The organism is Nostoc sp. T09, assembly GCF_002154695.1.
GTDB lineage: Bacteria > Cyanobacteriota > Cyanobacteriia > Cyanobacteriales > Nostocaceae > Aulosira.
This window is the reverse complement of sequence record NZ_MTAV01000014.1, coordinates 15,852-41,321: the sequence shown is the minus strand read 5'-3', so window position 1 is coordinate 41,321 and position 25,470 is coordinate 15,852. Positions and strand designations below refer to the sequence as shown.

The window sequence follows — 25,470 nt, the reverse complement described above, 5'->3', positions numbered from 1 at the left end:
ATAAGTGGAGAAAAAAATAGTGAGTAAAGATGATTTTCTCTATCCTCGTGGCCGCTACTACGGTCACGTAAAGCCAGAAAACTTAGTTTTCAATGCAAATCTACAGGAATTCGCCCAGAAAGTAAGTTATATTTGTAACTTAGAAACAGGGGGGAAATTACCGCCAGAAGAAGCTTATGAACAAATAAAAGAGCTTTGGAAACAGTTAAAACGTACAAAAAAACAACTAAAAATTGGTGAAAGCCCTTTTCAGGATGACCAGGGTAACCAGGATCAGCCTCAAGGATAAAGCCAGAAAAATTACTAACACTACCCTCCGGAGCAAGCGGAATTCTCAATAAGAATGAGTTTTTAGAGGCTCCGGGTTTACTCTGCGAGAATCTTTGGCTCCAAAGCGCAGGGTATATTGTCTTCATGCCCGCGATCGCGGTACTAAGTAAAAGTCAATAAATTGTTGGTAAAAATTTAAGATATCAATTTGCTTGTTAAGTAGCTTTATTAATTAAACTTCAGTTACTTAGCAGTCATTGTCCAGACACCATCCCAAGAATCAGGGGGTGGTGTTTTTTGATAATTATGAGCGCGTTCTAAGTGGATATTTACGGCTTGGTCTTGAGGGCGAATATTTTTGGCAGCTTCAAAGCAAACGATCGCACGTTGGAAGTTATGGGCTAAATAAGCCATCCTTCCAGACTGATAGTAGAACAAAAAATCTTGAGTGGCATCATCTAGAGGAGTAGTGCGATCGCTAATTAACTCATAGATATTTACTGCTTGATACTTACCTTTGACGCGAATTTTATCTAACTGGCGTGTCCAAATGCGATCGCTACAGAGTTGATAAGTAAATTCACTCAAAACGATGTCACAACCATATTCTTTTGTCACACCTTCCAAGCGGGAACTTAAATTGACGCCATCGCCAATGACGGTATAATCCATGCGTTTGTGGGAGCCGATATTACCAGAAACCACTTCTCCCGAACTAATCCCAATGCCAATATGAATTTGTGGCTGTGCTTGAATAATCCGGCGCTGATTAAATTCTGCTAACCGTTGGCGCATATCCAATGCTGCTTGTACGGCTCGCCAAGCATGATTTTCTGTGAGGGGTAAAGGCGCACCAAACACTGCCATTAAAGCATCGCCAATAAACTTATCTAAGGTGCCTTCATGGTTAAAAACTGCCTCTACCATTGTTTCAAAATACTGGTTAAGTAACGATACCACCTCAGCTGCACCGAGATTTTCTGTAAGTGTGGTGTAGCCACGGATATCAGAAAACAAAATCGTTACTTCCTTGCGTTCTCCCACCATTAAGGCATCTTCCCCCAAAGCCATAACTTGCTCAGCTACATGGGGTGTGAGGTAGCGGTACATGGTAGTTTTCAAGCGTTTTTCCTGGCTGATGTCTTCCAACACCACCAAACCACCCCTAACTCCACCTTCTGGGTTGGTTAAGGGATTCACAGTCAGATTGGTGCTGCGTTCGACTTTTTGCACCTCACTTGCACTCAAAAACTTAGATTGGGGTGTCAGGGGTAGATTCCAGGGAATAAAAACATCTAGATTTTGGCGATCGCTCACTGCCAAAATTAAGGAACCAGGGGTGTAAAAGAGTTCCCCCAGTGGCGGCGTATTACTTTGGTTCTGACGTTGCTGTGTCCATCCCGCATCCATTTCACTTGGTACTCGGCACTCAGAACTTTGGACGTGGTACAGTCCCACAGTTAAACTTTGCTCGGGAACGTAATGTTTTGCTCCGGTTTTTAGACTATCTTCCAGCCGCATTTGCAAATTTTCAATGGGCACTACTTCCCAAACTAAGCGCCCAAGCAAATTTTGTTCCCACAAATGTTTATTACTTTTTTGATGAGTATCTCCTATCGGACAACCAAGTAATTCCAGTGCGGCATCATTAATAGTGACAATTCGACCTGCCATATCTGTAGAAATTACAGCATCAGACAAACTTTGCAAAATGTCTTTTTGATACTGTTTTTCTAACAACACATTTTCAAAAAGGCGAGCGTTTTCCAGAGCAATTCCGGCTTGGATATTAAAAGCTCGCATAAATTCTTCATCAGAGGCAGTAAAACTACCTTGTTGCTTATTAATCAACTGGGTGACACCAATTAATTCATTCGCGGAATTAAAGACTGGCAAACATAAAATATTGCGAGTTACATACCCAGTCTTTCTATCTGTAGATGGATCGAAGCGGGGATCTTTATAAGCATCTGGGATATTCACAGCTTCACCAGTGGAAGCCACATAGCCAACAATGCCGCGATTGGATGGCATCCGGATTTCAATTGAGTTTGTGCCATCTGCTGCCGCCGCTACTTTTGTCCAGAGTTCCCCCATTTCTTTACGATATAGAAATAGCGTGCTGCGGTCTGCTTGCATTAAGATCCGGGCTTGCTCCATCACTATTTGCAAAGTTGCTTCTAAATCTAAACTTTGCCCTAGGGTTTGAGTTGCCCGTAAAAGTGCTGTGGCTCCCCGTTGATTGCGAGCTGCTACATAGAAAGTTTGGCAGCTTTCCAAGATAATACCAATCGAAGCTGCAAAATCTCGAAATCGTTCCTCATCATCATGATTAAAGGGAAGATCTCCCGCTTTATTAGCCAGTTGTACCACTGCTACGGTTTGGCTTTTGCTACTAACAACTGGCATACATAAAAGATTCCGGATTTTGTAGCCCATTTGTTTTTCTAGTTCTGGGCTAAATAAGGGATGAGTAGCGGTTTCAGATATATTTAAATATTGACCAGTGCTAGCAACATGACCAGGAATACCAACTGTAATTGGAGTGCGAATTTCTAAGAATTTTTGGCTGTTATCTTGGGGAACTTTTGACCACAGCTGGCCTTTGTCATAATCTACTAAAAAAATTGCCGTGTGCTCTGCTTGGAGAATTTGACCAATTTTTAGTGTGATCGCTTCTAGGACTTTCTCCAACATAGTTTCTAGAGCTTCATTATTGATCAGTTCAATTGCTCTAAGAAATTGCTGGAACTCAGCAGTAATAAAATCGAGTAAACAAACAAATTCGTTAACAGAAAGATCTTTAACACGACGCAATAAAGCGTGGGTACGATTAACTTGAGTCAGTTCAGTTAATGTAGCCAGGACGCTACCAGGATTAGGGAGTGTCATGGGAATTTTAGTTTTAGATTTTAGATTTTAGATTTTAGATTTATATTGCTATACACCATTTAACTGAGAATTACCACAGCACACAAAAATCAGCCGAAGGGGGACGCGAAGATAATTTTTCTCAAAATCTCTCAATGTCCCCGCATCTTGCTTTTGCGCATCCGTCCTATGGGTTAACTTAGTACCATTTGTGTTCAAATGCTTAGCTAGATAGCTCTAGTTAACTTTTGAGAAAACAGCACCTTTTGATAGTAATCTTGTAGCTGGCGTGTGGCGTTTGCCCATCCCCACCTTTCGGCTTCTCTACGAGCATTTTGACGGATTAGGTCACATTCTTGTTTCTCCTGTAAAAGGCGAACAGTAGCGGTAATTGCACCTTGAATATCTGCTGTTGGCTCAAAGAGATAGCCATTAACCCCGTCTGTAACAATATCAGGAATTCCGCCCGAACGAGCTGCGACTACTGGACAACCAGCCGCCATTGCTTCTAGTAGAACTAATCCCAGTGTTTCTGTACGGGAAGGAAAGATAAAAGCATCTGCACTCGCAAAGGCAGAACCTAACTCCCGTCCCATGAGATAACCGACAAAGTTGGTGTTCGTGCCAGCAAAGTGTTTTTCTAGCGCTTGGCGGTGAGGGCCATCTCCTACCAATGCCAACCGTGCTTCTGGAATTGCCTCTAAAATCGGTTTGATGCGCTCAATTTCTTTCTCGGCAGATAGACGACCAACGTAGAGTAGCAACGGACTTTCTGGGTGATTCTGTGTTAAACGCGATCGCATCTCGACACTAGCTAAATCAGGATGAAATAATTCTGTATCCACCCCCCTTTGCCATAAATCTACCCGTTCAATACCATGTGCTGTTAATTCTTCCACCATCGCTGTGGAAGTACATAGATTTAACTCGGCTTGATTGTGAGCGCCTTTAAGTAATTCCCAGAGCAAGCCTTCCAGCATCCCCAAGCCGTAATGTTGGAGATATTGGGGTAAATGGGTATGGTAAGACGCCACTAAAGGAATTTTGAGGACTTTGCTATAAAATATCCCAGACAATCCCAAAACTGCTGGATTTACGACATGGATGATATCTGGTTGAAATTCTTCTAAGGCGTAACCAATGGCTGGTCGCGGTAAAGCCATTTTTAATTCTGGATACAATGGCAAAGGAAAGCCAGTCACGCCATAAACTTTCGCTCCTTTATGTTCGGTGATCCCGCCTTCCGGGGCAATCACTAGGACTTGATTTCCATGACGCTGTAGGTGGTCAACGGTGTGACGCAGGCGCGTTACAATGCCATCAACCTTAGGCAAAAAGGTTTCAGTGAATAGGGCTATTTTCATGAACAACTATTCAGTCCAAGCAGATAATTCCAGCTTCTTTTGCGTTTCTTTCTCAATCACAGCGTAAACTGTCTCCCGTGGCGTAATCAATTCTGTACAGTCAGAATTAATGTTTTGTCGCTGTTTTTGGACAAAATCGGAGATGTCCTCAATATTCAAAATCCAATCTTTAGCATAAGTAGCTAGCACTTTTCCTCGTAACCCTAACTGAATAGCACGGCGCTCTAACTTGGCTCCAGATGGGTAACGATCGGGGTCCCATTGTAAGCGAACCTGTGACTGCTTCAGGGCTGTTTGCCATGCATTTCTATTGGGATAAAGTTCTAGAATATAGCTGGAATGAATAGCCATCGCTAAAATTTCATCAAAAGCCGAGCGTTTAATCCAAATAGCCAATACCACCTCTTGTCCTGCTTTTGTACCCCAACCGGAACGGTACATCATCCACAAGAAATTAGGCTTGATCCAACTCATGCGATCTAGACTAAATTCGCCACCAAAATAACCGTGTGCAGCAGCGAAGTTACCAATAGCTGGACGATACGCTTGATAAACAATAATTGACTGGTCATCATATTGCGCTAGGATATGACGACCAGTTTTTGGCCAGCGACTTACTTGACTTAAATAAGGTTCTGTAATCAGCCGCACACAGAATTTACCCTACTCAGCACTCAGGACTCGGTACTCAGGACTCTTCATCCTACTTTCTATGCCAAGAGACTTTAGGCAGAATTTGCTGATTATCAACTCGTTTCTGATACTTAATGGCAAAGTTTAACAGAGAATCAAGTAGAGAATCAGAGAGATAGTGCGGTTGTAAACCTAAATCGAGTAGTTTGGTGTTTTTAGCGTTGAAATAATGTTCTTCTTTCTCAACTCTGGGATTTTCTAAGTGATTTACTTCCACATTCAATCCCATAGCGTTCCCGGCTTTTTTCACCATCACTGCCAATTCACCAACACTGAATAGTTCGGTAAATTGGTTAAAGACGCGGAATTCACCAGGTTGAGCAGGATTTGCGATCGCTAATTCTACACACCGGACTGTATCCCGAATATCTAAAAACCCGCGGGTTTGTCCGCCTTTACCGTAAACAGTGAGGGGATGACCAATAGCTGCTTGAATGCAGAAGCGGTTAAGTGCTGTACCAAACACCCCATCGTAATCAAGGCGGTTGATTAACAATTCGTCCATTCCCGTTTCTTCGGTTAAGACGCCATAAACTACACCCTGATTTAAGTCTGTAGCCCGCAACCCCCAAATTCGGCAAGCAAAATGGATGTTGTGACTGTCATGGACTTTGCTGAGGTGATACATTGAACCCGGTTGTTTGGGATAAGGCAATGTATCTTTGCGCCCGTTGTGTTCAATGGTGATGTAGCCTTCTTCGATGTCGATGTTGGGTGTACCATATTCACCCATTGTTCCCAACTTCACCAGATGACAGTCTGGGAAATCTTCCCGCATCGCATAAAGCAAATTCAAAGTGCCGACTACATTATTGACCTGAGTTAGAACTGCATGTTCGCGGTCAATCATTGAAAATGGAGCCGAACGCTGTTCCCCAAAATGAACTATGGCACTGGGTTGGAATTTGTGCAGTGCTTTGTTGAGGAATTCGTAATTAGTAATATCGCCAACAAACAAGTCTATGGATTTACCAGTTAAGTCGTACCAGCGCTGGAGACGTTGCTGAATTGGCGCGATCGGAGTGAGAGTTTCGACACCTAGCTCGTTATCCCAGTGCCGCCGCACTAAACTATCTAAAATCCCGACCTCATAACCTTGATTTGAAAGGTAAAGAGCAGTCGCCCAACCACAATACCCATCGCCACCAATAACCAGGACTTTCATTTTTACCAGTTTTCACTCGCTGTAAGCTAAATCTACCAGGTTTGTGTCACCTCTCAACTATCCAAAGGGGTAAACTACTCAACAGATGTTTTTTCAAAGTGCTGTTTGCCATAGCTGGGAAAAGGTTTTAAAGGCAAAAGGAAAATTCTATTCTTTTTTGCTTCAGCTTTTTTCTTTGCTGTGCTTTGCCCAACTTCTACAGAAAATTTCATAATTGGTGCTGATGAGCCGAAATTTTGTCAAGGCATTTGTCAAGGAAATTTATGACAAATTGTATAATTAATTACTTAGGAACTTTGTACTGCTGGGCAACGTAGTAAAAAAAACGGTAGTAATCAGTAAAATCTTGGCTTTGGCTTCGGCCTTGCCAGTAGTATTTAACTTGTCCCTGAGTAATTGTGAGAGTCATTGAACTTACTTGCTGACCCACTTCTACAACGATTACCCCAGGTATTCCTTGGGCCGTCTTAAAGTTGGGATTGACGGTAACTTTAGTATTCCGGTTGAAAGACTCTGGTAGCCGGTTACCCGCCCAAGAGCGAATTTCTACTGTATTTTTTTCTGAAGAGACAAAGGCAACCCCATCATCATTTTCTGGTGGTGGTAAAGCATTCCAGTTGCTAGGATAGGGAAACTCAAAGCCGTACCGGGTATTAGTATAAGTCTTCCAAGTGACATTAGAGGCATTAAAACCAGGTGCTGCACACCCCCACAGCATCATTAATAAAGCGATCGCTCTGCCAAAGCTGTGGGCGTTAAGATAAATTTTTCGCTCCAAACTACAAGCCTTAACCGTAGCAGTAGACATTATTGCACCTAGTTACCAATTCTGGAAAATTGGTTTTAGTTTATACTCAAAATCTATTTTTAGCACCTTGAGTTTTTATTTGAGCATGACAACGGCTATGACCTGGATTTCTCACAAGTAAGAAATCCGGGCTAGATTATCTGACGGTATTTGAGCAGTTACACTAGTTGTAGAAAGGATAGATGCGGCTATGACTGCCAGCACTGCACTAGTTTTGTAGTGATTTGAGAAAATGTGAGTTAGGGCTGTAATCATAAAAGTTGTGAGCGCACAAATTACGCAAGGTAATAAAAGGTTTAAGACAAAAAGATAGAAATTTTCTCCTCTTTCACTACATTGGGAGTGATTATTCTTTCGCTCAATTTTACTAAACTTAATTGACTCAATCGTCACGCCTAAATCCTTGTAGAAGTTCCTTTAATTTGGAGAGCAAAGTTTATATGCATACACTTGAGAGAAAGTCAACGAAAAGAGCTTGGTCTCAGGCGATCGCTCAACCTGCGACCGAATTTCCTTCTACGGAATTATCGATTCTTTCTGGCAACATCCCGCAAGGTTTACGCGGCACACTTTACCGCAATGGCCCTGCACGCCTAGAACGTGGCGGGATTCATGTAGGACACTGGTTTGATGGAGATGGGGCAATTCTAGCTGTGAATTTTACCGATGCAGGAGCAACCGGAGTTTATCGCTACGTGCAAACCACTGGTTATCAAGAAGAAGCAGCCTCAGGTACACTGCTTTACGGTAACTATGGCATGACCGCACCAGGGGCAATTTGGAATCAGTGGCGCAGACCAGTCAAGAATTCAGCTAATACCTCAGTATTGGCATTACCTGATAAACTACTGGCACTTTGGGAAGGTGATAACCCCTATGCCCTTGACCTTCAAACCTTGGAAACTAGAGGTTTAGATAATTTAGGTGCTTTGGATAAGGGATTACCTTATTCTGCTCATCCCAAAGTTGACTACCAAACTAAAGAGATTTTTAACTTTGGCGTTAGTCCTGGGCCAAATGCTACGCTCAATGTTTACAAGAGCGATTTTACTGGCAAAATTCTCCAAAAAGCCAAGTTCACTGTAGAAGGTGTACCCTTAATCCATGATTTTGTACTAGCGGGTCAGTATCTTGTATTTTTTGCCCCAGCTGTGCGGGTAAATATTTGGCCTCTTCTGTTTGGGACCAGCCCATATAGCGATTCACTAAAATGGCACCCAGAAGTAGGTACTCAAATTTTGGTGATTGACCGTGAAAACTTATCTTTGGTAAGTCGGGGACAAACCGAACCTTGGTTTCAATGGCATTTTGCCAACGGTTATGTTGATGCTAGCGGTACAGTAATTGTTGATATCGCCCGTTATCAAGATTTTCAGACTAACCAGTACCTTAAAGAAGTAGCCACAGGAGAAACTCACACTCCTGCTAAGAGCACGCTAACGCGCGTTCATCTACATCCCGACACAGGTAAAGTTACAGCAATTCAAGAACTAATAGACAGACATTGTGAATTTCCGGGTGTACCTCAGCAAAATGTTGGGCAAGTCTCACGGTATACATATATGTCTTCATTCCGCCAAGAATCAGATATTAGTCAAGAAATATTAAACACGATCGCCCGTTTCGATCACCAAACTGAAACCTTTACCGAAGCAGATTTAGGCGAAAACTGCTATTGTTCAGAACCCATTTACGTTCAAGATGCGCAAAATCAAGAGCAAAGTTGGCTGGTAACCGTTGTCTATGACGGTAATTCTGATAGTAGTGAAGTTTGGGTATTTGATAGCGATCGCCTGGATGAACCGCCTGTTTGTAAACTAGGATTACCTAGCGTTATTCCTCCAAGTTTTCACGGTACATGGAAACCAAATTAATTTTGCAGGTTTCTAAGATGCCCAACTTCTTCAAGAAGTCGGGCATCTAAAAGTTATTGGAAGTAATCATCAACTAACTGTTGCGATGCTTGATTTAATCGCTCAATCATATTTTGCCGATCAGCATCTTCTAATGCATTGAAAATACTTTCGTACTCTTCTTGGAAGCTTTCTAATACATCTTTAACTAATAATTCCACTAATTTGTTTACAGAAACTCTACCCAATTTAGAAATAACATTGTTCAACCTGGTAGGCGTTACTAAAGCCAGCATTTCCTGAGTCAATTCCTCTTCTATACTCATCTGTTGAGTAATTATTGGCTGTTGTTGCACAGTCCATTTTTGCGCCTGATGAAATCGGCTATCTTCTGCAAATTCCGGAATCTTCTTTTTCAGAATTGGACGAATTCTTTGTTTACCTGTCTCTATATAAATAGAATGAAGTGGTTTAATTACAACTCCCTCAGCCTTATTCACAAAAGGTAGCTTAGGCAAACCTAAAGCTGCTGGAATTGTAGACTCAAACTCAATATTATATGCTAAAGCTTTTTCATATTTACCGATAAATAATGGTTCTGCTGCTATTATTCCCACTTGCTGAAACAGCTTGAGCGATATTTGATAATCTAGATAATATCTTAATGCTAGATTTTGACTCTCTAACCCAACAATATCAAAAGCACAATATTCTATTTTTGGTGAGTAATAAACACCAGTTTGTACAGCCTGAATACGATTAACAGCAGGTACATCTGGGTGGGGATACTCTCCGCCAAACAATTCACCATAAACATATATTCTTTGCAACGGAGCTTCGGACTGCAAAATTTGGAATATCTCTTTTACCTGGTGCGCTAATTTATCTTTTAAAGATTGATAATCAAAAAAATCGTCTTCTGGCTGTAAAAACTCTTTTCTTTTGGCAAAGCGGACTTGTGAACCATTGGTAGTTATACCAAAATTAGCACCATGAATTTTTTCCGTTACCACCCAATCTGTTTTGTTGAAAAGGCGATAATCGGCTTCTGTCAAACCCCATTTATTGAAATTCTCCGGAATCTTTTCATAGCTGAGGTACGTCCACTCATTGATGTTGCTATCTACTGCGTCCATAAATAGCGAAAATATCCTAACAATTCATTTTGTAATATTTATTGTATTACAAAAAATAATTTTAGAGAATTTTGTTAGCGATCGCCTAGACGATCAACCCGTTCGTCAACTAGAATTATCCAACTTGGAAATCAGTATAAACGCCAATCCCTAGTTAAAGACATTAAAGCTAATCATTAACTAACTTTAACGATGCTGGATGCAATTGCTCTAGCATAATTTGCTGATGAATATGCAATGAGAAGCTAAAAATATAGGCTCTACCGTACTTGTTATGCTAAATTCATAGTCTTTAAGAGGGAACAGGGGAAAGAGGCAATATTAAGAAATAATCTGACAAATAAGCATGATTTCCCATGTATACCAAGCTTTTTGAGATTTTCTCACGTAAATTTAGCATACTAGGTACTGAAGAACCAAAATATATTTTCTTATATATCAACAAAAGAAAATTCGCTAAACCTACGGCACCAATCATAGCCTGCCACTAATAAACTGGATTACGCACTTTTATTTCATTATGCAAGATAATATACTCGAATTAGCTCGCAGTGGAGACATCCAGGCGATCGCGTCTTTAATAGAACAAGCAATTAGTACAAAAGTGGAACCCAAAATACAATATCGGGTGGCTTTATTGTTAAAAATTAAATCCGCTGATCCCAAGGTTTGCGTCCGAATTATTCAAGTGCTTGAAGAAATCCAGTTGCCAATTAAATCAATTCACATAGCTGGAATCAATTGGAACAGATATTTTGCACTTCATTCTGATAAGTATGTAGATAATACAAATCTTGTGCAAGTGGTGAGTGCAGTTTTGGTGGGTTTGATTGGCGGCATAATTGCTATCAGCGATGTTTCCTACAGACTTCCTACACCAGTAGTAGCTAAGGCTACCACTACCGAGCAAAGAACTTTTAAGGGTCGCAGTGAAGCGGGTTATGAACTCTGGGCAGATAAATCGTGTATATATGTCAAAGGCATCAAAGAATCTGATGTTACACGCTTAAATACTACATTGGCGGGCTATAAACAAGTAATAAAGCAGCAAACTGGGTTTCAATGCGTGCTATTTGAGTAGCATCCTTCAGGTAAAGCTACAGCTTCATCCCATGCCTAGAAAGAGTCAGCTTTTACGCTCCCGCTAGTTCTTGTAAAAAACCTTTCAATTACTAACAATAAACATCTTCACCGAATTAATTTTCATTTTTTACAATTACACAAAGCCGATTGTCTGCCAACTATCCATCAAGTAGATAGTTAAGTGGGATACTTGGAAAAATCGAGCCAGCTTTTAATTAGGAGATGAGACGAATGTTAGAGTCGAGAGGAGTGTTCTCGCTCAAGTCTATCTCCTGGCAGATCCCTCCAAGACAGAATAAGCGCATTCTTAAAATGTATTATAAAAAGTAAATTCTTAAAGTAATTACTTTAATATCTCTTGCTACTAATTACTCTTGCACTAAATTCTGTTCAGATCAGTCCAGTTTATGCGAACAAGTAGACAAATCACTACAGAAATTGAAGAAAAGTTTGGTTTCTTTCCGCCTTTTTTCTCTCCAGCATTAGCAACTCCAAAGATATTGGAGAATTTGTGGCAGCAAACGCTTGCTGCCTATGTCGAGAATCCTTTACCATCTTTATTTAAGGAAAAACTTTCTGCCTACCTGTCGCGTTTTTGCCCCGTCCCATACTGCTTGGTCTGCCATAGTTGCTCACTGCGTGAGTTGGGAATGCAGGCACAAGAGATCCTCACCTTTCTTGAGTCAGCCCCTCCAGATGAACAAGAGGTTGAGCGGCATCTGCATTTGCTTGCAGCACAGGCAGACGTACTGAAGATTTTATCTGATTTAAATTCGATCCTCGAAGAAAGTTTACTTTGCTGCTCAATCTTTATCGCACTGAAAACCGATCTGTCTGAAGACTACCGAGATGAGCTACGCCATATTTTGGGAGATGAGAATTACGATTACTTAGTTACATTTATTGCTTATGTTAAAACTTGCCATGAGTGGATGAAAGCTCATCCTGAAGTGAGATACGAAACTGATAAGCGCGTTCAAGAACACTTCAGTGATTTAACCGTGGAGGAACCTCGTCTTGTAGACTTCTTCAACACCTACTGGAGTAGGGTTCAGCAGGAGTCGTTAAGCCCGGTAGAACAAATAAGTACGACGGAACCCCAAACTAATCAAGACAAAGGCGAAACAGCCGCGATCGCTAAGTTAGGGCTGGTACAAGCAATTGATTCCGCTTCTGATGGGATTATCATAACCGACCCCAATCAGGAAGATAACCCAATTATCTACTCAAATCCCGCTTTTACTAGAATTACGGGTTACTCTTCTGAGGAGATTCTGGGTTGCAACTGCCGATTTTTACAAGGGGAGGACACCGATTGGAACGTTGTGGCTCAGATCCGCGAGGCGATCGCGCAAAGACGAGAGATACAGACCACCCTCTTGAACTATCGCAAAGACAATCAACCCTTTTGGAATGAATTAAAAATTGCTCCGGTCTCTTCAAGTATTGGTGACCTGCTTTATTTTGTTGGCATTCAAACCGATATTACACAGCGGGAACAGACCCAAGAGCAAATGCGAGAGCAAGCAATGCTCTTTAATCGATCTCAGGATGCCATTGTAGTTGTGGATTTAGAAAATCGCATTCTTTTCTGGAATAGTGGTGCAACAAATCTATTTGGTTGGACGGCGAATGAAGCCTTAGGGCGTTATCTAGATGAACTGCTGTTTGAAGATTTTTCTCTGCTACTCAAAACAGCTCAAAAAGCGGTTCATCAAAAGGGTGAGTGGCAGGGTGAACTTCAGCAACGGACGAAAGATGGTAAGCGACTAACGCTTGAAAGCCGTTGGAAATTGATTTTTCAAAATGGCAAATCTAAATCGATTTTGATTGCCAATACAGATATTACACAAAGAAAACAAACTGAAACTCAACGGTTACAAACTCAACGCTTAGAGGGCATCAGCACAATGGCAACAGGTCTGGCTGCTGACCTCAATAATGCTCTGTCGCCGATTTTATTGGCTGTACAACTGCTCTCTGAAAATCTTCAAGATGAGCAGAGCCAGCAATTATTAGCGATCTTAGAGGAGAATACCAAGCGCAGTGCCAATATGCTGAAGCAGGTGCTGAATTTTGCCCAAGGGACTAAGGGTCAAAAGAGGATTTTAGATGTAAACCAATTGCTTTTAGAAGTTAAAAAATACGTTCAACAAAAATTTCCACCAGACATATTAGTTCGGACAAAAGCACCTGTAACGGACTTGTGGAAGATTTCTGGAGATCCAGACCAACTACGCGAGGTGTTAATACACCTGTGCAATAATGCTCGTGATGCTATGCCCGATGGTGGCATCTTACGCATTACCGCAGAAAATACTTGGATGGAAGAGAGTATCGCTCGTATCCCTTTAGGTGCTGGTATTGGTCCTTACATTGTGATTACAGTCTCTGATACTGGTATTGGCATTCCTCCAGAAAATTTGAACCGGATTTTCGACCCCTTCTTCACAACAAAAGCTTTTGGACAGAGAGCAGGGTTAGGACTATCGGCGGTAATAGGAATTATCAAAGGTCATGGGGGTGCAGTCGATGTGTTGAGTGAGGTGGGAACGGGATCTCAATTCAAAATCTACTTAAGAGCAACACCTGAGTCCACATCCTTTGAACAGACACAATCGATAGGAGATGCAAGGCTGATTCTGGTTGCTGATGGTGAAAATGATTCCCGCCAGATTATGAAGACACTGCTAGAAAGTTGTGGCTATAGAATTATGACTGCAACTAACGGAATTGAAGCGCTCTCACTTTATGCTGAGCATCAATCGGAGGTCAGTTTGGTTCTGCTTAATATGAGAATTCCAGAACTTGATGCACCAAAGGTAGTTCGGACAATGCGAATAATCAATACGCAAGTTAAGATTATTGCACTCAATGGAGTGGAATCGAATGAGCAACTTGATGAAGCTCTCAGAGCAAGTGTTAAAGCTGTTTTGAATAAGCCTTACACCCGAGAAGATCTGATAACGACTTTAGAAGCAGTTTTGGGAAACAGCGAGCCGTAGACAGCATTTAACCGAGATAGACCATTCCCCTTCGCCTCATTAAATGTCTTTAACGCTGTGCCAGTTTTCGCTAAAAAGCCCTGTAGACGTTAGGTTTTACTCCCTTTAAATGGGGCGGGAGCAATATCAGTTAGTAAAGCTTCTTGAACCATTAGTGCGATCGCCTCCTGCTTCCGGTGGACTTTTCTATACTTTAATAGAATAGAAATAAAGCTTATATAACTTACGCTGATTAAGCATAATTCCCCATGACCACTTCTAAACGCCGCTATCACATCACTACTTTTGGTTGTCAAATGAATAAAGCCGACTCAGAGCGCATGGCTGGCATTTTAGAAGACATGGGCTTTGAGTTTTCAGAAGACCCTAATCATGCAGATGTAATTCTCTACAATACCTGTACGATTCGGGATAATGCCGAGCAAAAAGTATATTCTTACCTGGGTAGACAGGCGAAGCGCAAACACGAACAGCCTGATTTAACATTAATTGTTGCTGGATGCGTTGCCCAACAGGAAGGCGAGAGCCTATTGCGTCGCGTGCCAGAATTAGATTTGGTTATGGGGCCGCAACACGCCAACCGTCTCAAAGATTTGCTGCAATCGGTATTTGAGGGCAATCAAGTTGTGGCTACCGAGCCAGTTCACATTATGGAAGATATCACCCAGCCACGACGCGATAGCAAAGTTACGGCGTGGGTGAATGTAATTTATGGCTGTAACGAACGCTGCACCTATTGCGTAGTTCCCAACGTGCGTGGTGTAGAACAATCCCGCACACCGGAAGCCATTCGCACCGAAATGGTAGAACTAGGAAAGCAAGGTTACAAAGAAATTACTCTACTTGGTCAAAATATTGACGCCTATGGTCGTGACTTGCCAGGAGTGACTCCAGAGGGGCGACATCTGCATACATTCACAGATTTACTGTATTATGTGCATGATGTGCCAGGTATTGAAAGACTACGGTTTGCTACTAGTCATCCCCGTTATTTTACTGAGCGTCTAATTAAAGCTTGTGCGGAATTACCCAAGGTTTGCAAACACTTCCATATTCCCTTTCAATCTGGGGATAACGAACTGTTGAAGGCAATGGCACGGGGTTATACCCATGAGAAATACCGCCGGATTATCGATACAATTCGCCGTTATATGCCGGATGCATCGATTAGTGCAGATGCGATCGTGGGTTTTCCTGGGGAGACAGAAGCACAGTTTGAAAATACCTTGAAACTGGTAGAAGATATTGGTTTTGATATGTTGAATACAGCCGCATATTCCCCACGTCCGGGAACACCTGCGGCTTTGTGGACAAATCAACTGAGTGAAGAAGTAAAAAGCGATCGCCTACAAAGATTAAATCATTTAGTAGGCATTAAAGCAGCCGAGCGATCGCAACGTTACTTTGGACGCATTGAGGAAGTGTTGGTAGAAGACCAAAATCCCAAAGATCCAACTCAGGTAATGGGACGCACAGGAGGTAATCGTCTGACTTTCTTCACTGGTAACATCAAGGAACTCAAAGGGCAATTGGTGAAGGTCAAAATTACCGAAGTTCGTGCTTTTAGCTTGACTGGTGAACCAATCGAAGTGCGACAAGCTTTGCCAGTCTAGTACCGCTGCCGAGTAAGTCAAAAGTCAAAACAATTGTATTCCGGGCTTTTGCAGCACTGATGGACACAAATAATCGATGTTTATCTGTGTCCATCTATGGATTGATCTCGAAAATCGCTATAACTCAGAAAGATTAGTCAATGAGTTGGGGGCTGGGAATTTGTCTGTCGATATCTGCTTGAGATAACGTCGGGAGTAACCAGTTACTTTCACCCGTCTTGAATACTTTAGCAGGTTCAACATTCAATTCAATCGCACCAGTTGCGGGATTGGTTCTAGCAATCGATTGTGTACCATCAACAAACTTAACAGCTATTGGTTCAGTCAGCTGTTGTACTTGGCTACCGGGACTGAGAAGTACCTGGCTACCTGCGGGTAAGTAAATACCATCGCAATCCCAATCATCATCCGTGATTTGCCCTGCGGCTAAGAAGTAGAGTTGAGTTGGATATTTTTTCGGTTTATTAGCATAGACAGCCAAAGTCTTGCCCGTTTCATTGCGGCACTGCGCCCGCTTTCTGGCTGTTTCTATGATATATTTTTGAGACTGCAACTGTGCTAGTCGCTGCTGAAATTGCTCAGGTGTATAACCAGATTGCTCAGGTGCATCCTTCACAGTTAAAAGTTGATTAAGTGCTTGAGTTACTTCTGCATAGTCAGCACCCTTGGTAAAATCCTTGCCAGCCCAAGAAGGCTGAGCGATCGCCAGGTTCACAATAAACACGAGAGCGACAAGAACAATTTTGAGAAACTGCATATTTTTCTTCTTTGCTTAAGATTGGTGTTGCTTTCCAATAAAGAATGTGATGAGGAAGTTGGAAGATACTGAATAAGTTAGAGTCAGAGGGTATGAAAGCAGAATTATCAGAAGGCTGATGCTTCTCTAGAGATTTCTATTGGTTTATTAGCCTAGAAAAATTGTAAGTAATAGTGAATCTCACTGGTATTTTATAACTTTAAGTTTAAGTAAGTTACTTTAATAAAAGCAAACAGTCTTTGTTGTTAATTTAATAAATAAAAATGATTAATTGTTAAGCGAATCTCTAAAGTGCAGAAATATATGGTTCAGATCGCTGACACTAGAAGTATGGTGGAATTTAGAAAGACTTTTAATGCTTTGTCTACTAGCTATTTCATCTTGGGGAAATTCTCAAGCCTGTTTCGATTCACCCACCGATTGACAACTTCGTTATTATGTTTAGGCACCTTGATTTGCACTTGCTTGGTGCCTAACTTAACTATCTCGGCGGGAATTCTTTGGACATCAGTAGAATCTGCACGAGGCTTGTAAAGCCAAATAACTTTTTGCCCTACTTCAAAATAGTCATGATTGCTCATTAAAGAAGATGAGCTATCTGCCCAAGAAGGGCTAGAAACTACTAAGTTGATTACAAGTACTAACACCACCAGAGAAATTGGAAAAACTTTCATCTTTTTTACGATTACAAACTTTCAGTTTTGAATTTGGAATTTTGAATTGTTTTGATAAGTCCTACCAAGCACAGACAGCTAACTACTAAGGCAATTGGAGTTAGTGAAGCGCTGTCTAGGATAATAAACACACCTAAGCCTATCAATACAAAGGGAACAAAATTGTTGCCGTAGCGGGTTAGTAAATTGGCGATCGCAACTTGGCAAGTCAGCTTGTATGTCACGTAGCACCAAACCCCAACTAGTAACAGAAACACTCCTACAATCACCAGCAAACTCGAGAGGGCCGTATTAGCAAATAATGGCATATAGATGCTGACATTATCACTGCCATTGGCGATAGTAATAGCCGCCACACTATAAGCCTGGGGAGACAGAAAACTAGCTAAGGCAGAAGAATGAGAAAAGTCGCTTTCTAATTGGGTATCTGACGATGAATCGCTATCTGAATTCAGCAAACGATTTAACCCGATAGTAATAGGCACCAAGCCTAGAAGTCCAATCCAATGGGATGGTAATACCAAGCCTCCCAAAAAACCTACTAGGCTGGCAATGACCAAAGTGCAAAAGCCCAAGTATTGACCAATTACGATGTGCCGACGACGGAAAGTTGCATTCACCTGAGAAAACAATAGCGTCAGGATGACTAAATCATCCAAGTTTGTGGCTGTAAAAGCTGTAATTCCAGTGGAAATGGCAATGAAGAGTTCGTTCATTTCTATCTATCCTCAATCTTATCGCTGCTGCTGTCTAAGTAACGTTGGTTAATGTCTGCAAATGTTTAGGAAATTCTACTTAGTTATGTGTGAAAGTATTGCGTTTCCAATTCAACGGGTAGCCTGTACCCTCTTGGGTTCTGTGAACTAGCAGAACTAATGCAAATATTCTTTTTGATCAAAATGCTTAAAGGATGGTTCTGACTAGAAATGCATCGAGTAATGTAATCTTCAGGCTCTTATGCGATCGCGGCAATGAAATAGGTACTATGGCTCAATACTTAGCGACGATTCAGTTTCTCAACAACTTTGCTGTTATCCCCGATTGGTTGGTCAACAGTAAAAGGTTTATTACTAGAAGCTTCTTTGGGAAATTTGCTGTTAGTTTGGATATGCAAACCTGGTACTAGGCTGACTTTAATATCTTTAATCTGTTTAGATTCAGGTGCTAAATTTACTTTTAGTTCATTGAGAACTCGTTGCTGTTGTTTGATAATCTCAGTCAGTTCGTTTAGCTGTTGAGTGTGTAATGCATCAAACTTTTCATGCAGCAGTTCAATATTTTGTCCAGCTCTCAAATTCACTTGGTGGTCAATTTCAGCATTTCTACGATCTGTATCAGACTGGCGATTCTGACTCATCAAAACGATGGGAGCTGTGTAGGCTGAAGCAAATGAAAATACTAAGTTGAGCATGATGAATGGTGACTCATCCCAGTGAGGAACCCCAGGCATTAAGTTCATCCCAACCCATCCTGCCAAAACAGTACTTTGGCAAATCAGAAATTTCCAAGAACCGACGTGAGAAGCTAATTTGTCGGCAAGGCGCTGTCCGCGAGTCCAATTTTCTGTTGAGGTGCTTTGATCTGCTGATTGCGGTATTTCTACAATATTGGGGTTTTGAACTGCTTTTGCATCAACATTGTTTGATAATACTTTTTTCACGTTATTCATGTTGCACCTGCTCGCGTCATTTCAGTTTGTGTTTAACCTGATGACTTTCAATGTATGCTGACCCAACGATAGGAGCAAATACTCTTTCTTTTTAAAATGATAGATAAAAGTGATTGTTGAGCAGAATTTATCTTCACAGCCCTACCAAAGCGACTTATGCCTGATCGCCATCTTTCAAAACTAAGTAACGATGCAAAATTAATTACAGTCATTGCGAGCGAAGCGAAGCAATCGCAAGGGCGGGGATTGCTTCATTTCGCTTCCCTTCGGGACGCTTCTCTACGAGAGGCTACGCCAACGCGAACGCTACATTCGCAATGACATTGTGTAATTAATTATGTTTAACTACCTACTCGCCCTTTACCAAGACCAAGCTGCATTCCACGCATACTATAGACAGGCCGCAAAGCAGTTTGAGCAACTGGGTAGAAGAAAAATCAGACAATCCTAAGCAGAGCAATAACCTAAATTATGAAAGCGATCGCCCATTCCGCCAAAAACTTGCGCTCATCTCATCATGGGAAATCAATCGAAAACTACACAACTGCAAGCGATCGCACAACTTTTCTCATCTTAGGCATTTAGATCTTCATCTAAATATTTAAGTTTTGTAAGATTTAAGATTTTCTTTAGATTTGTAATTTAAGATTTTCTTTAGATTCTTCGCAACACTGTGTTGGATTCACAAGAGTTGGAGCGGTTGTCATGAAGGGATGTCTTGTAAACTCAAAAATATTACGTCAACTTTGGTCTGTGGTTGAGCAAACTCAGACCAGTACTCTTGTTGGACTCAGCGATCCAGATTTAGTCAACCAGTTGTTGAGACAGCTTGAAAGCATACAAGCACTCAGCAGTGAAGAAATGAATTCTGTAAACGCTTACCTATTCTCCAGAACTCAGCTAATACGTGATTTAGCTTGTGCACGTTCGGCATAGGAGGTGTAGAAAGTCATTGCTCTAATTTGGCTTGCCTTGAGTGTAGTCTAGATTTTTATCTTCGTTATCGGAATCTCCCATCATATTATTTTGACTTTCTTGCCTCAGCTCAAATTGCTAGGGTTTTTTGTTGCTGATCAGGGCGTGGTGTAAAGCAGGTTCTCGTTAGCGATCGCCCATTTTGCCAAGAAGTTGCGATCGCTCTTTAGTGTTGGGGGAAAGTAGGGCGATCGCTATTCTTCTGTCTTAAAAGTATTAACTTAGCTACATAACTGCTTTTGACAATAACCCCGACATATCCAACACTCGCTTTGACCAAGTAGCCGCAACATCAGCTAAAGAAGCTATTTCGGTTGGTTTATCGCAAATAGTTACCCAATCTTGCAGCCAGTTTTGTAGTAATTCTTGGAGTTGGGTTAATTCAACATTATTGATATGGCTTTCTTGTTGTAATAAATTGACGTATAGCAGGTTTTCGGAAAGCAACACTGGGATTAATTCACGACTAGCATTCTTTTGACACCAGGATTTGAGACGTGCTAAAGAGGCTGCCAATTCTCCTAATTGTTGTGGATAGGATTGACGTAAAAAACTTGCTTCAATTACGCTCCAGTTCGGCATCATAATCCTCCTAGCAATCGTTGTGTAATCTGAGTAACACGCTCTCGAATTAAAGGAGATTGAATCTCCATACTACGATTATTTTCACTTGGACGGATGTTAATAATCGATTCAAACACTATTTCTTGAGTGTAAGGACTCGAATCTGCACCCCAAAGATCTCGTTGTCTGCTGCCATCTTTCAATAATTCTTGCTCGCATTTATAGTGACGTTCTCCACCACCTGCCAAAATTTCGCGCTCGATATCCACAACTATTTTGATAAACACTCCCCAGGTTTCGAGCATTTCCTCAATCTGCTGTTTTGTAGCAGGTTCACGGATCACAAGAATCAATGTAGTAACACCCTATCGATTAGATCATCCTTATTATTTGCCATCATTTGTATCTGGTATGTAAATCAGTAATTATCCAGGGTGGCAATTGAGCCGATCGCCGACGGCGTTAGGATTAATAAATGATGACACAAGTACAAGCCAAAGCAGATATCCAACAAGCAACAGTGATCGCATCAGAAGTGTCTCTAACTCCAATAGCGATTTATCTCTCCTTGTGGGGCTGATTTTTTCTAGCGATCGCAATTAGTCACTTGTGCAATTCCAAAAGAACTGAAAAAACTGTAAACCATAACTTGATACAGCTGACAATCTCTCCCAGGATGTGTAAAGTAGTTGAGGATTATTTATTAACTGCAATTATTTAACGCATCCTGATATGGAGAAAAAAACCAAACGCCTCTTGCTGCTTGTTGTTTTCTGTAGTCTGACAGGTGTAATTTTAGGGGGAACTACTAGCTGGGCAGAAAGCAGTATGTGCTTGAACGCCAAGACAGTCACCAGTGATTGTTTAACCCAAGACCCAATTCAAAAAACAATCCAAGGAATGAGTACCGGCTTGGTAGCCGGCGCTGGAGCAGCTTGCGGCGTAGCTTGGCAGTTACGGCAGCATGATTAAAAGCGGTAATTGCGATCGCGCACCCACAAACTAATGGGTACTGCGTTACCTTGGGGATCGACTTTAACTTTTACTACTATTGGTTGGCGTCGTCCCTCTCGGCTTTCTAAAGCACGGGAAATATCTCTACTAAATCGCTCCCGTTGCTCTTCTGGGATGTAATATCTTTCCATACCATAATTAACAATTCCATCGCGATATACGCCTTTTAAGGCGACCTGATCGTTTGCAAGGTTAGAGGGGCGTTTACCACTTACCCGCACCAGTCTCCAAGCCCGAGGCACACCACGATCAAAGGATTCTCTCTCTTGCAAAGTGACATACAAGTTGGTTCCTTGAGCCAATTGCCTATTTCTACCGCGATTTTGCCGCAGTAACTCCTCCCAGCCTGGCAGCCTTCTCAAAGTTGAGATGCGGGATATGTTATAGTCCAAATTGAGAGCGTAGTTTTGCCGCACATCATCAGGATCTACAGGCGCACTTTGCAGAATCACCGTCTTACCTGCAACATCTGTATACAAAGCTTGAGTAGGTACAGCCATGATTAACCCTGTTTGCAGCGCTAGGGGAACCAGTAGCCGCCAAAAAGGTAGAGGCTTGTTTGCTTTCTGTTCAGTTGCAATTAGATAGTCTCTAAAAGTCAGCTTGCCAGAGAATTCGGCTTCGGGAGACCAGGATTTATTAGATTTACTTGATTCAGAGGTACTGGATTTTTTTGATTCAGAATTATTCGATTTATTCGATTCAGAGGAGTTACTTTTCATGGGCGTAGTCCTAAAAGAAGGGGCGACAAGAGTCTGGTTGAGAACCCAGGATTAGGACTGACGCAGAGAGACACTAAATACTAAATATAGGAATACGCAGAGATCATAAGCAATTAAACTGAATTTAGATCATCAGTAAAAAGTCAAGAGTTACTTTTTTTACTTTTCACTTCAGATAGGCGGCGTTCAAACCATAGTCCAGAGCTAATTAGCACAGAACCGCACATCACAAACACAAGGGACTTGAACAGCAAGTCTGTATTGTATTCCCACACCCGACTGAGAACTTGTAAAGTTAACAATAGCATACCGCCCCAGAAGGAACGTCGATCATTTAACTTCAATCCTTCTTGAATTAGCCCCCAAGCTAAGATTACCAGCAGGACATTGAATACAAAAATTCCCAGTTCACTAATTCTGGTAATACCTTGATGCCAGAAAGGTACTACAGCCGTGATCGCAATAAATGTGCCAACTAAAACCAGAGTAAAAACCATTTCCCGGCGTGGAGCGTTGTTTCGTTGACGCAGCAGAAACAACCATTGTAAAACTGCCAAACCACTGAGAATCCCCACATCAATTATGGGAAGAGTTCTAAGGATGTTGCTGTTAGTGGTTGGTGGAGAATAACCATAATCTGGAAATTGCCATTGCCAACGGAAGGACAAGATATAAAAGGCAAAGCCAAAACATACTAAAGCTAAGGTACGCGCCAAGGGTTGAAACAACCTATAATTGACTGTGGGAAATAATAGGTCATCGTAACTCCACAATAAGGCTGGCGGAAGTGCAAAGGCAAACGATGCTACCCACGGTGCGATATCAGAATAAGTCAGGACTTGCAAGGGATTGAGGTTGAATTGCAAGGAAGTTGTAAAGGCAAAGACTGCTAGTCCAAAAATCCAGCGCGATCGACAAATATAAGCTAAGGGTACAAACAGTAACCATGACACCAGAGGCATATGTCGCACGATTAACCGCGCCCAAGTCCATTCGTTGGGAGTGTACCACCAGTCTCCCAATCCACTCCAATAGCCAATCTGGATGAGGACAATAGCCAAAATACCCAAGGAATTTAAAGACAGGCTGTAAGCCATCACCAAAACACCAAATCCCCAGGCGAGAAAAAGTTCCGAAGTGGAACCAGCAATATTGAAGGCTTGAGCCATCAACAGGATATTTGCGCCTAAAATAAAAGCGCCTAATATCAGCAACGCCTCTCCTAATATGCGTTTGCTGCGTTGTGGCTTTTTACCTTCAGCTTTACGAAGTGCAGGTTCTCGCCAGGTGTAAAAACCAGTGATAGTAACGGAGAAAAACAAACTCATCATTAAGATAAACTTGACATCCCGTGACCATTCCTGCCGGCTAGCAGCGATAAAAATGATCGCACCTAAGACTAACAGAATACCGCCGATTGCGATCGCAGTCATTCGAGAGCGATCGCGCGCAGCAGCTTCTATATTGTTAAATTGATAACGGTCTGCTAGCTGTTGGTACTGTGAGGAACTAATTATGCCTTCGTCTCTCCATAGTTGTGCTTCTTTGCGTATTTTTCGCTGAAAATCATCTAAGATCATGACCCTCTCCAGTGAAGTGGTGTAGTTTAGCGCGCTTGAATGCGTCCTTAAAGGCAACAGCTTCCAGTTCAACGCTGGAAGCTTATGCTGGTCGCACTTTGCGATGATTAGAATGGCGGTCATTATTTTTCAGTATGCAGCCAAACCCTGGCATGGCATTGTTCTTCCATAACAGTTTCAATTCCCAATGGAAAAACCTTCAAATCTATTACTTAAACTCTCGCGACGTTTGTTTGAAAACCTTGATATTCAAGAAAAGTTTATTCAGGCGCTAATTAATCCTCAACCTTTCCCACCTTGCATTCTTTGGTGTCAAAAAAGACCAGATATTCCACCTTTTGCTGTAGAAATACCAATGAATTGGCAACCCCAATTTGTAGACAGATTACACTGGGGACAAAAGCCTGGTAAACATCCTCTACATAACCAAGGAAATTTTTATTGCCTGGATTTTTCTTCAGTATTTGCGGCTACTACCTTGTTAGCAATTCCGCAATCAGTACATTTATTTTTTGATATGTGCGCTGCACCAGGAGGAAAGAGTATCTTTGCCTGGAAAGCGTTACAACCTGATTTACTCATCAGTAATGAAGTAATTGGCAAACGTCTGGGAATGCTAATTTCTAATTTAAAACGTTGCCAAATCCAACCTAGTTTTGTAGCTAATCGAGATTCGAGCATATTTGCCGAAGCTATACCTTTATCTAGTGATTTAGTTCTAGTAGATGCTCCTTGCACTGGGCAATCTTTATTAGCTAAATGTGAAACAGCACCGGGATGTTTTCATCCAACTAATATTAATAAATGTGCCAATCGGCAAAAACGCATTATAGCGAACTCCGCTCAAATTGTGGCACCTCAAGGCTATCTTGCCTATATGACTTGTACTTACTCTCCTGAAGAAAATGAGGAAGTTTGCGCATGGTTTTTGCAACGCTTTCCCCAATTTCAGCCAATCCAAGTTAGCCATTTACAAGATTATCAATCACATTTAACAGAAATGCCTTGTTATCGACTCTTTCCTCAAGATAGATTAGGTGCTGGTGCGTTCACGGTGCTTTTCAAAAATACAGAAGAAGGTGAGCCTAAAGAAGTAGATGAAGATATTTATCATCAACTCGGTTTTAGACAAATTTCATAGAACATAGAGTTCGTACCGCTTCTTAGCGTTACTCTGCGATTTCCTCAGCGTTACTCTGCGTTTCAATCTCTAATTCTTGATATCCCGTCTGCTCATCAAAAGTTCTCTTGAAACTAAACTCTTCAGTTGCACCAATGACTATTTCGGCAGTTGTATAAATAATGCATCCATTATCAAGATGTCCTCCAATAGTTTTACCTTGCCGATCAGCAATGGCAATATGCAAATGTACACCTGTGATTGCTACCGTACCATTAAGAGCAAGTATTTCAAACTTGTCACTAAAGACTGTACTATTTTCTTGATTAGCAAATCGAATTTTTGCTTCTTTCAGGCTACCAATTGCACTTAATATAAACCCTGCTTGGATATTTTGCTGAATGGCAAAGTTTTTGAGGCTTTCTCTTAAATCTTCATTGGGTTTAAGTCTGATTGCAAATATTTTCATAAATTTTTCAGCAGTAGTTTGTATATTGCCCTGACAACCAAGGTTTAGGCAAGTTTATCAGTAAT

The 25,470-nt window shown here is 41.5% G+C and carries 24 protein-coding genes; 8 read left to right on the top strand and 16 right to left on the bottom strand.

All coding sequences use genetic code 11. From position 1 onward, the window contains the following. Positions 1 to 4: 4 nt before the first annotated feature. The gene (locus BV372_RS04565; protein ID WP_179197976.1) at positions 5 to 289 is read left to right on the top strand and encodes a hypothetical protein; all 285 of its coding nucleotides are present in this window, start codon (positions 5 to 7) and stop codon (positions 287 to 289) included. A 224-nt stretch (positions 290 to 513) separates the two neighbouring features. Here BV372_RS04565 and BV372_RS04560 read toward each other — a convergent pair whose 3' ends face one another. The 6 genes from BV372_RS04560 to BV372_RS04540 all read right to left on the bottom strand — a co-directional run bounded on the left by BV372_RS04560 (position 514) and on the right by BV372_RS04540 (position 7,171). Then, positions 514 to 3,162: a GAF domain-containing protein gene (locus tag BV372_RS04560; RefSeq protein WP_086683900.1), complete on the bottom strand. Its 2,649-nt coding sequence runs from the start codon at positions 3,160 to 3,162 to the stop codon at positions 514 to 516. Between the two features lie 206 nt (positions 3,163 to 3,368). Further along, positions 3,369 to 4,505 (bottom strand): glycosyltransferase family 1 protein, encoded by a 1,137-nt coding sequence (locus BV372_RS04555; RefSeq protein WP_086683897.1) that lies wholly within the window; start codon positions 4,503 to 4,505, stop codon positions 3,369 to 3,371. A gap of 6 nt (positions 4,506 to 4,511) precedes the next feature. Further along, positions 4,512 to 5,156, bottom strand: coding sequence for a DUF4291 domain-containing protein (locus BV372_RS04550; protein ID WP_086683894.1), 645 nt, complete (start codon positions 5,154 to 5,156; stop codon positions 4,512 to 4,514). A gap of 52 nt (positions 5,157 to 5,208) precedes the next feature. After that, the gene (locus BV372_RS04545; RefSeq protein WP_086683891.1) at positions 5,209 to 6,363 is read right to left on the bottom strand and encodes an NAD-dependent epimerase/dehydratase family protein; all 1,155 of its coding nucleotides are present in this window, start codon (positions 6,361 to 6,363) and stop codon (positions 5,209 to 5,211) included. 74 nt (positions 6,364 to 6,437) lie between these two features. Then, entirely contained in the window at positions 6,438 to 6,575 is a 138-nt protein-coding gene (locus tag BV372_RS35945; RefSeq protein ID WP_179197975.1) for a hypothetical protein, read from the bottom strand. Between the two features lie 71 nt (positions 6,576 to 6,646). Continuing rightward, a complete protein-coding gene (locus tag BV372_RS04540) occupies positions 6,647 to 7,171 on the bottom strand; it encodes a hypothetical protein (protein ID WP_086683887.1) in 525 nt (174 codons plus the stop codon). A gap of 440 nt (positions 7,172 to 7,611) precedes the next feature. Between BV372_RS04540 and BV372_RS04535 the strand changes: the two genes are divergently transcribed. Further along, entirely contained in the window at positions 7,612 to 9,045 is a 1,434-nt protein-coding gene (locus tag BV372_RS04535) for a carotenoid oxygenase family protein (RefSeq protein WP_086683884.1), read from the top strand. A 53-nt stretch (positions 9,046 to 9,098) separates the two neighbouring features. On the opposite strand, the gene BV372_RS04530 is transcribed toward BV372_RS04535, so the two are convergent. Beyond that, positions 9,099 to 10,160: an RNA ligase family protein gene (locus BV372_RS04530; protein WP_086683881.1), complete on the bottom strand. Its 1,062-nt coding sequence runs from the start codon at positions 10,158 to 10,160 to the stop codon at positions 9,099 to 9,101. A 520-nt stretch (positions 10,161 to 10,680) separates the two neighbouring features. Here BV372_RS04530 and BV372_RS04525 point away from each other — a divergent pair. The 3 genes from BV372_RS04525 (at position 10,681) to miaB (ending at position 15,861) form a co-directional block, all read left to right on the top strand. After that, the gene (locus tag BV372_RS04525; protein ID WP_086683878.1) at positions 10,681 to 11,241 is read left to right on the top strand and encodes a hypothetical protein; all 561 of its coding nucleotides are present in this window, start codon (positions 10,681 to 10,683) and stop codon (positions 11,239 to 11,241) included. 409 nt (positions 11,242 to 11,650) lie between these two features. Continuing rightward, positions 11,651 to 14,248, top strand: a complete 2,598-nt coding sequence (locus tag BV372_RS04520; protein ID WP_086683875.1) for a PAS domain-containing sensor histidine kinase — start codon at positions 11,651 to 11,653, stop codon at positions 14,246 to 14,248. A 248-nt stretch (positions 14,249 to 14,496) separates the two neighbouring features. Continuing rightward, positions 14,497 to 15,861 carry a tRNA (N6-isopentenyl adenosine(37)-C2)-methylthiotransferase MiaB gene (gene miaB, locus BV372_RS04515; RefSeq protein ID WP_086683872.1) on the top strand — a complete coding sequence of 455 codons (1,365 nt, stop codon included), beginning with the start codon at positions 14,497 to 14,499 and terminating at the stop codon, positions 15,859 to 15,861. Between the two features lie 133 nt (positions 15,862 to 15,994). Here the strand turns inward: miaB and BV372_RS04510 are convergent, their stop codons facing one another. The 4 genes from BV372_RS04510 to BV372_RS04495 all read right to left on the bottom strand — a co-directional run bounded on the left by BV372_RS04510 (position 15,995) and on the right by BV372_RS04495 (position 18,961). After that, entirely contained in the window at positions 15,995 to 16,618 is a 624-nt protein-coding gene (locus tag BV372_RS04510; protein ID WP_086683869.1) for a hypothetical protein, read from the bottom strand. Between the two features lie 371 nt (positions 16,619 to 16,989). Further along, entirely contained in the window at positions 16,990 to 17,292 is a 303-nt protein-coding gene (locus tag BV372_RS04505; protein ID WP_086683867.1) for a hypothetical protein, read from the bottom strand. A gap of 11 nt (positions 17,293 to 17,303) precedes the next feature. Then, positions 17,304 to 18,008: a cadmium resistance transporter gene (locus BV372_RS04500; RefSeq protein ID WP_086683864.1), complete on the bottom strand. Its 705-nt coding sequence runs from the start codon at positions 18,006 to 18,008 to the stop codon at positions 17,304 to 17,306. A gap of 281 nt (positions 18,009 to 18,289) precedes the next feature. Further along, positions 18,290 to 18,961, bottom strand: coding sequence for a DUF1003 domain-containing protein (locus BV372_RS04495; protein ID WP_086683861.1), 672 nt, complete (start codon positions 18,959 to 18,961; stop codon positions 18,290 to 18,292). 705 nt (positions 18,962 to 19,666) lie between these two features. On the opposite strand from BV372_RS04495, the gene BV372_RS04490 reads away from it, so the two are divergent. Beyond that, the gene (locus BV372_RS04490; protein WP_086683858.1) at positions 19,667 to 19,897 is read left to right on the top strand and encodes a hypothetical protein; all 231 of its coding nucleotides are present in this window, start codon (positions 19,667 to 19,669) and stop codon (positions 19,895 to 19,897) included. A gap of 264 nt (positions 19,898 to 20,161) precedes the next feature. On the opposite strand, the gene BV372_RS04485 is transcribed toward BV372_RS04490, so the two are convergent. Both BV372_RS04485 and BV372_RS04480 read right to left on the bottom strand, forming a co-directional pair. Then, positions 20,162 to 20,521, bottom strand: coding sequence for a hypothetical protein (locus tag BV372_RS04485; protein ID WP_086683855.1), 360 nt, complete (start codon positions 20,519 to 20,521; stop codon positions 20,162 to 20,164). Next, the gene (locus BV372_RS04480; protein WP_086683852.1) at positions 20,518 to 20,853 is read right to left on the bottom strand and encodes a DUF5674 family protein; all 336 of its coding nucleotides are present in this window, start codon (positions 20,851 to 20,853) and stop codon (positions 20,518 to 20,520) included. Before BV372_RS04480 ends, BV372_RS04485 begins: the two co-directional genes overlap by 4 nt. A gap of 379 nt (positions 20,854 to 21,232) precedes the next feature. Here BV372_RS04480 and BV372_RS04475 point away from each other — a divergent pair, with 379 nt between their 5' ends. Continuing rightward, a complete protein-coding gene (locus BV372_RS04475; RefSeq protein WP_086683849.1) occupies positions 21,233 to 21,472 on the top strand; it encodes a hypothetical protein in 240 nt (79 codons plus the stop codon). On the opposite strand, the gene BV372_RS04470 is transcribed toward BV372_RS04475, so the two are convergent. Beyond that, positions 21,469 to 22,236, bottom strand: a complete 768-nt coding sequence (locus BV372_RS04470; protein ID WP_086683846.1) for a GDYXXLXY domain-containing protein — start codon at positions 22,234 to 22,236, stop codon at positions 21,469 to 21,471. The genes BV372_RS04475 and BV372_RS04470 overlap by 4 nt on opposite strands. A gap of 143 nt (positions 22,237 to 22,379) precedes the next feature. Then, positions 22,380 to 23,816, bottom strand: coding sequence for a DUF2157 domain-containing protein (locus BV372_RS04465; RefSeq protein WP_086683843.1), 1,437 nt, complete (start codon positions 23,814 to 23,816; stop codon positions 22,380 to 22,382). 187 nt (positions 23,817 to 24,003) lie between these two features. On the opposite strand from BV372_RS04465, the gene BV372_RS04460 reads away from it, so the two are divergent. Continuing rightward, positions 24,004 to 24,957: an RsmB/NOP family class I SAM-dependent RNA methyltransferase gene (locus BV372_RS04460; protein WP_086683840.1), complete on the top strand. Its 954-nt coding sequence runs from the start codon at positions 24,004 to 24,006 to the stop codon at positions 24,955 to 24,957. A 28-nt stretch (positions 24,958 to 24,985) separates the two neighbouring features. Here BV372_RS04460 and BV372_RS04455 read toward each other — a convergent pair whose 3' ends face one another. Continuing rightward, complete coding sequence (locus tag BV372_RS04455; RefSeq protein ID WP_086683837.1) at positions 24,986 to 25,405, bottom strand: PPC domain-containing DNA-binding protein; 420 nt, start codon at positions 25,403 to 25,405, stop codon at positions 24,986 to 24,988. Between the last annotated feature and the right edge of the window lie 65 nt (positions 25,406 to 25,470).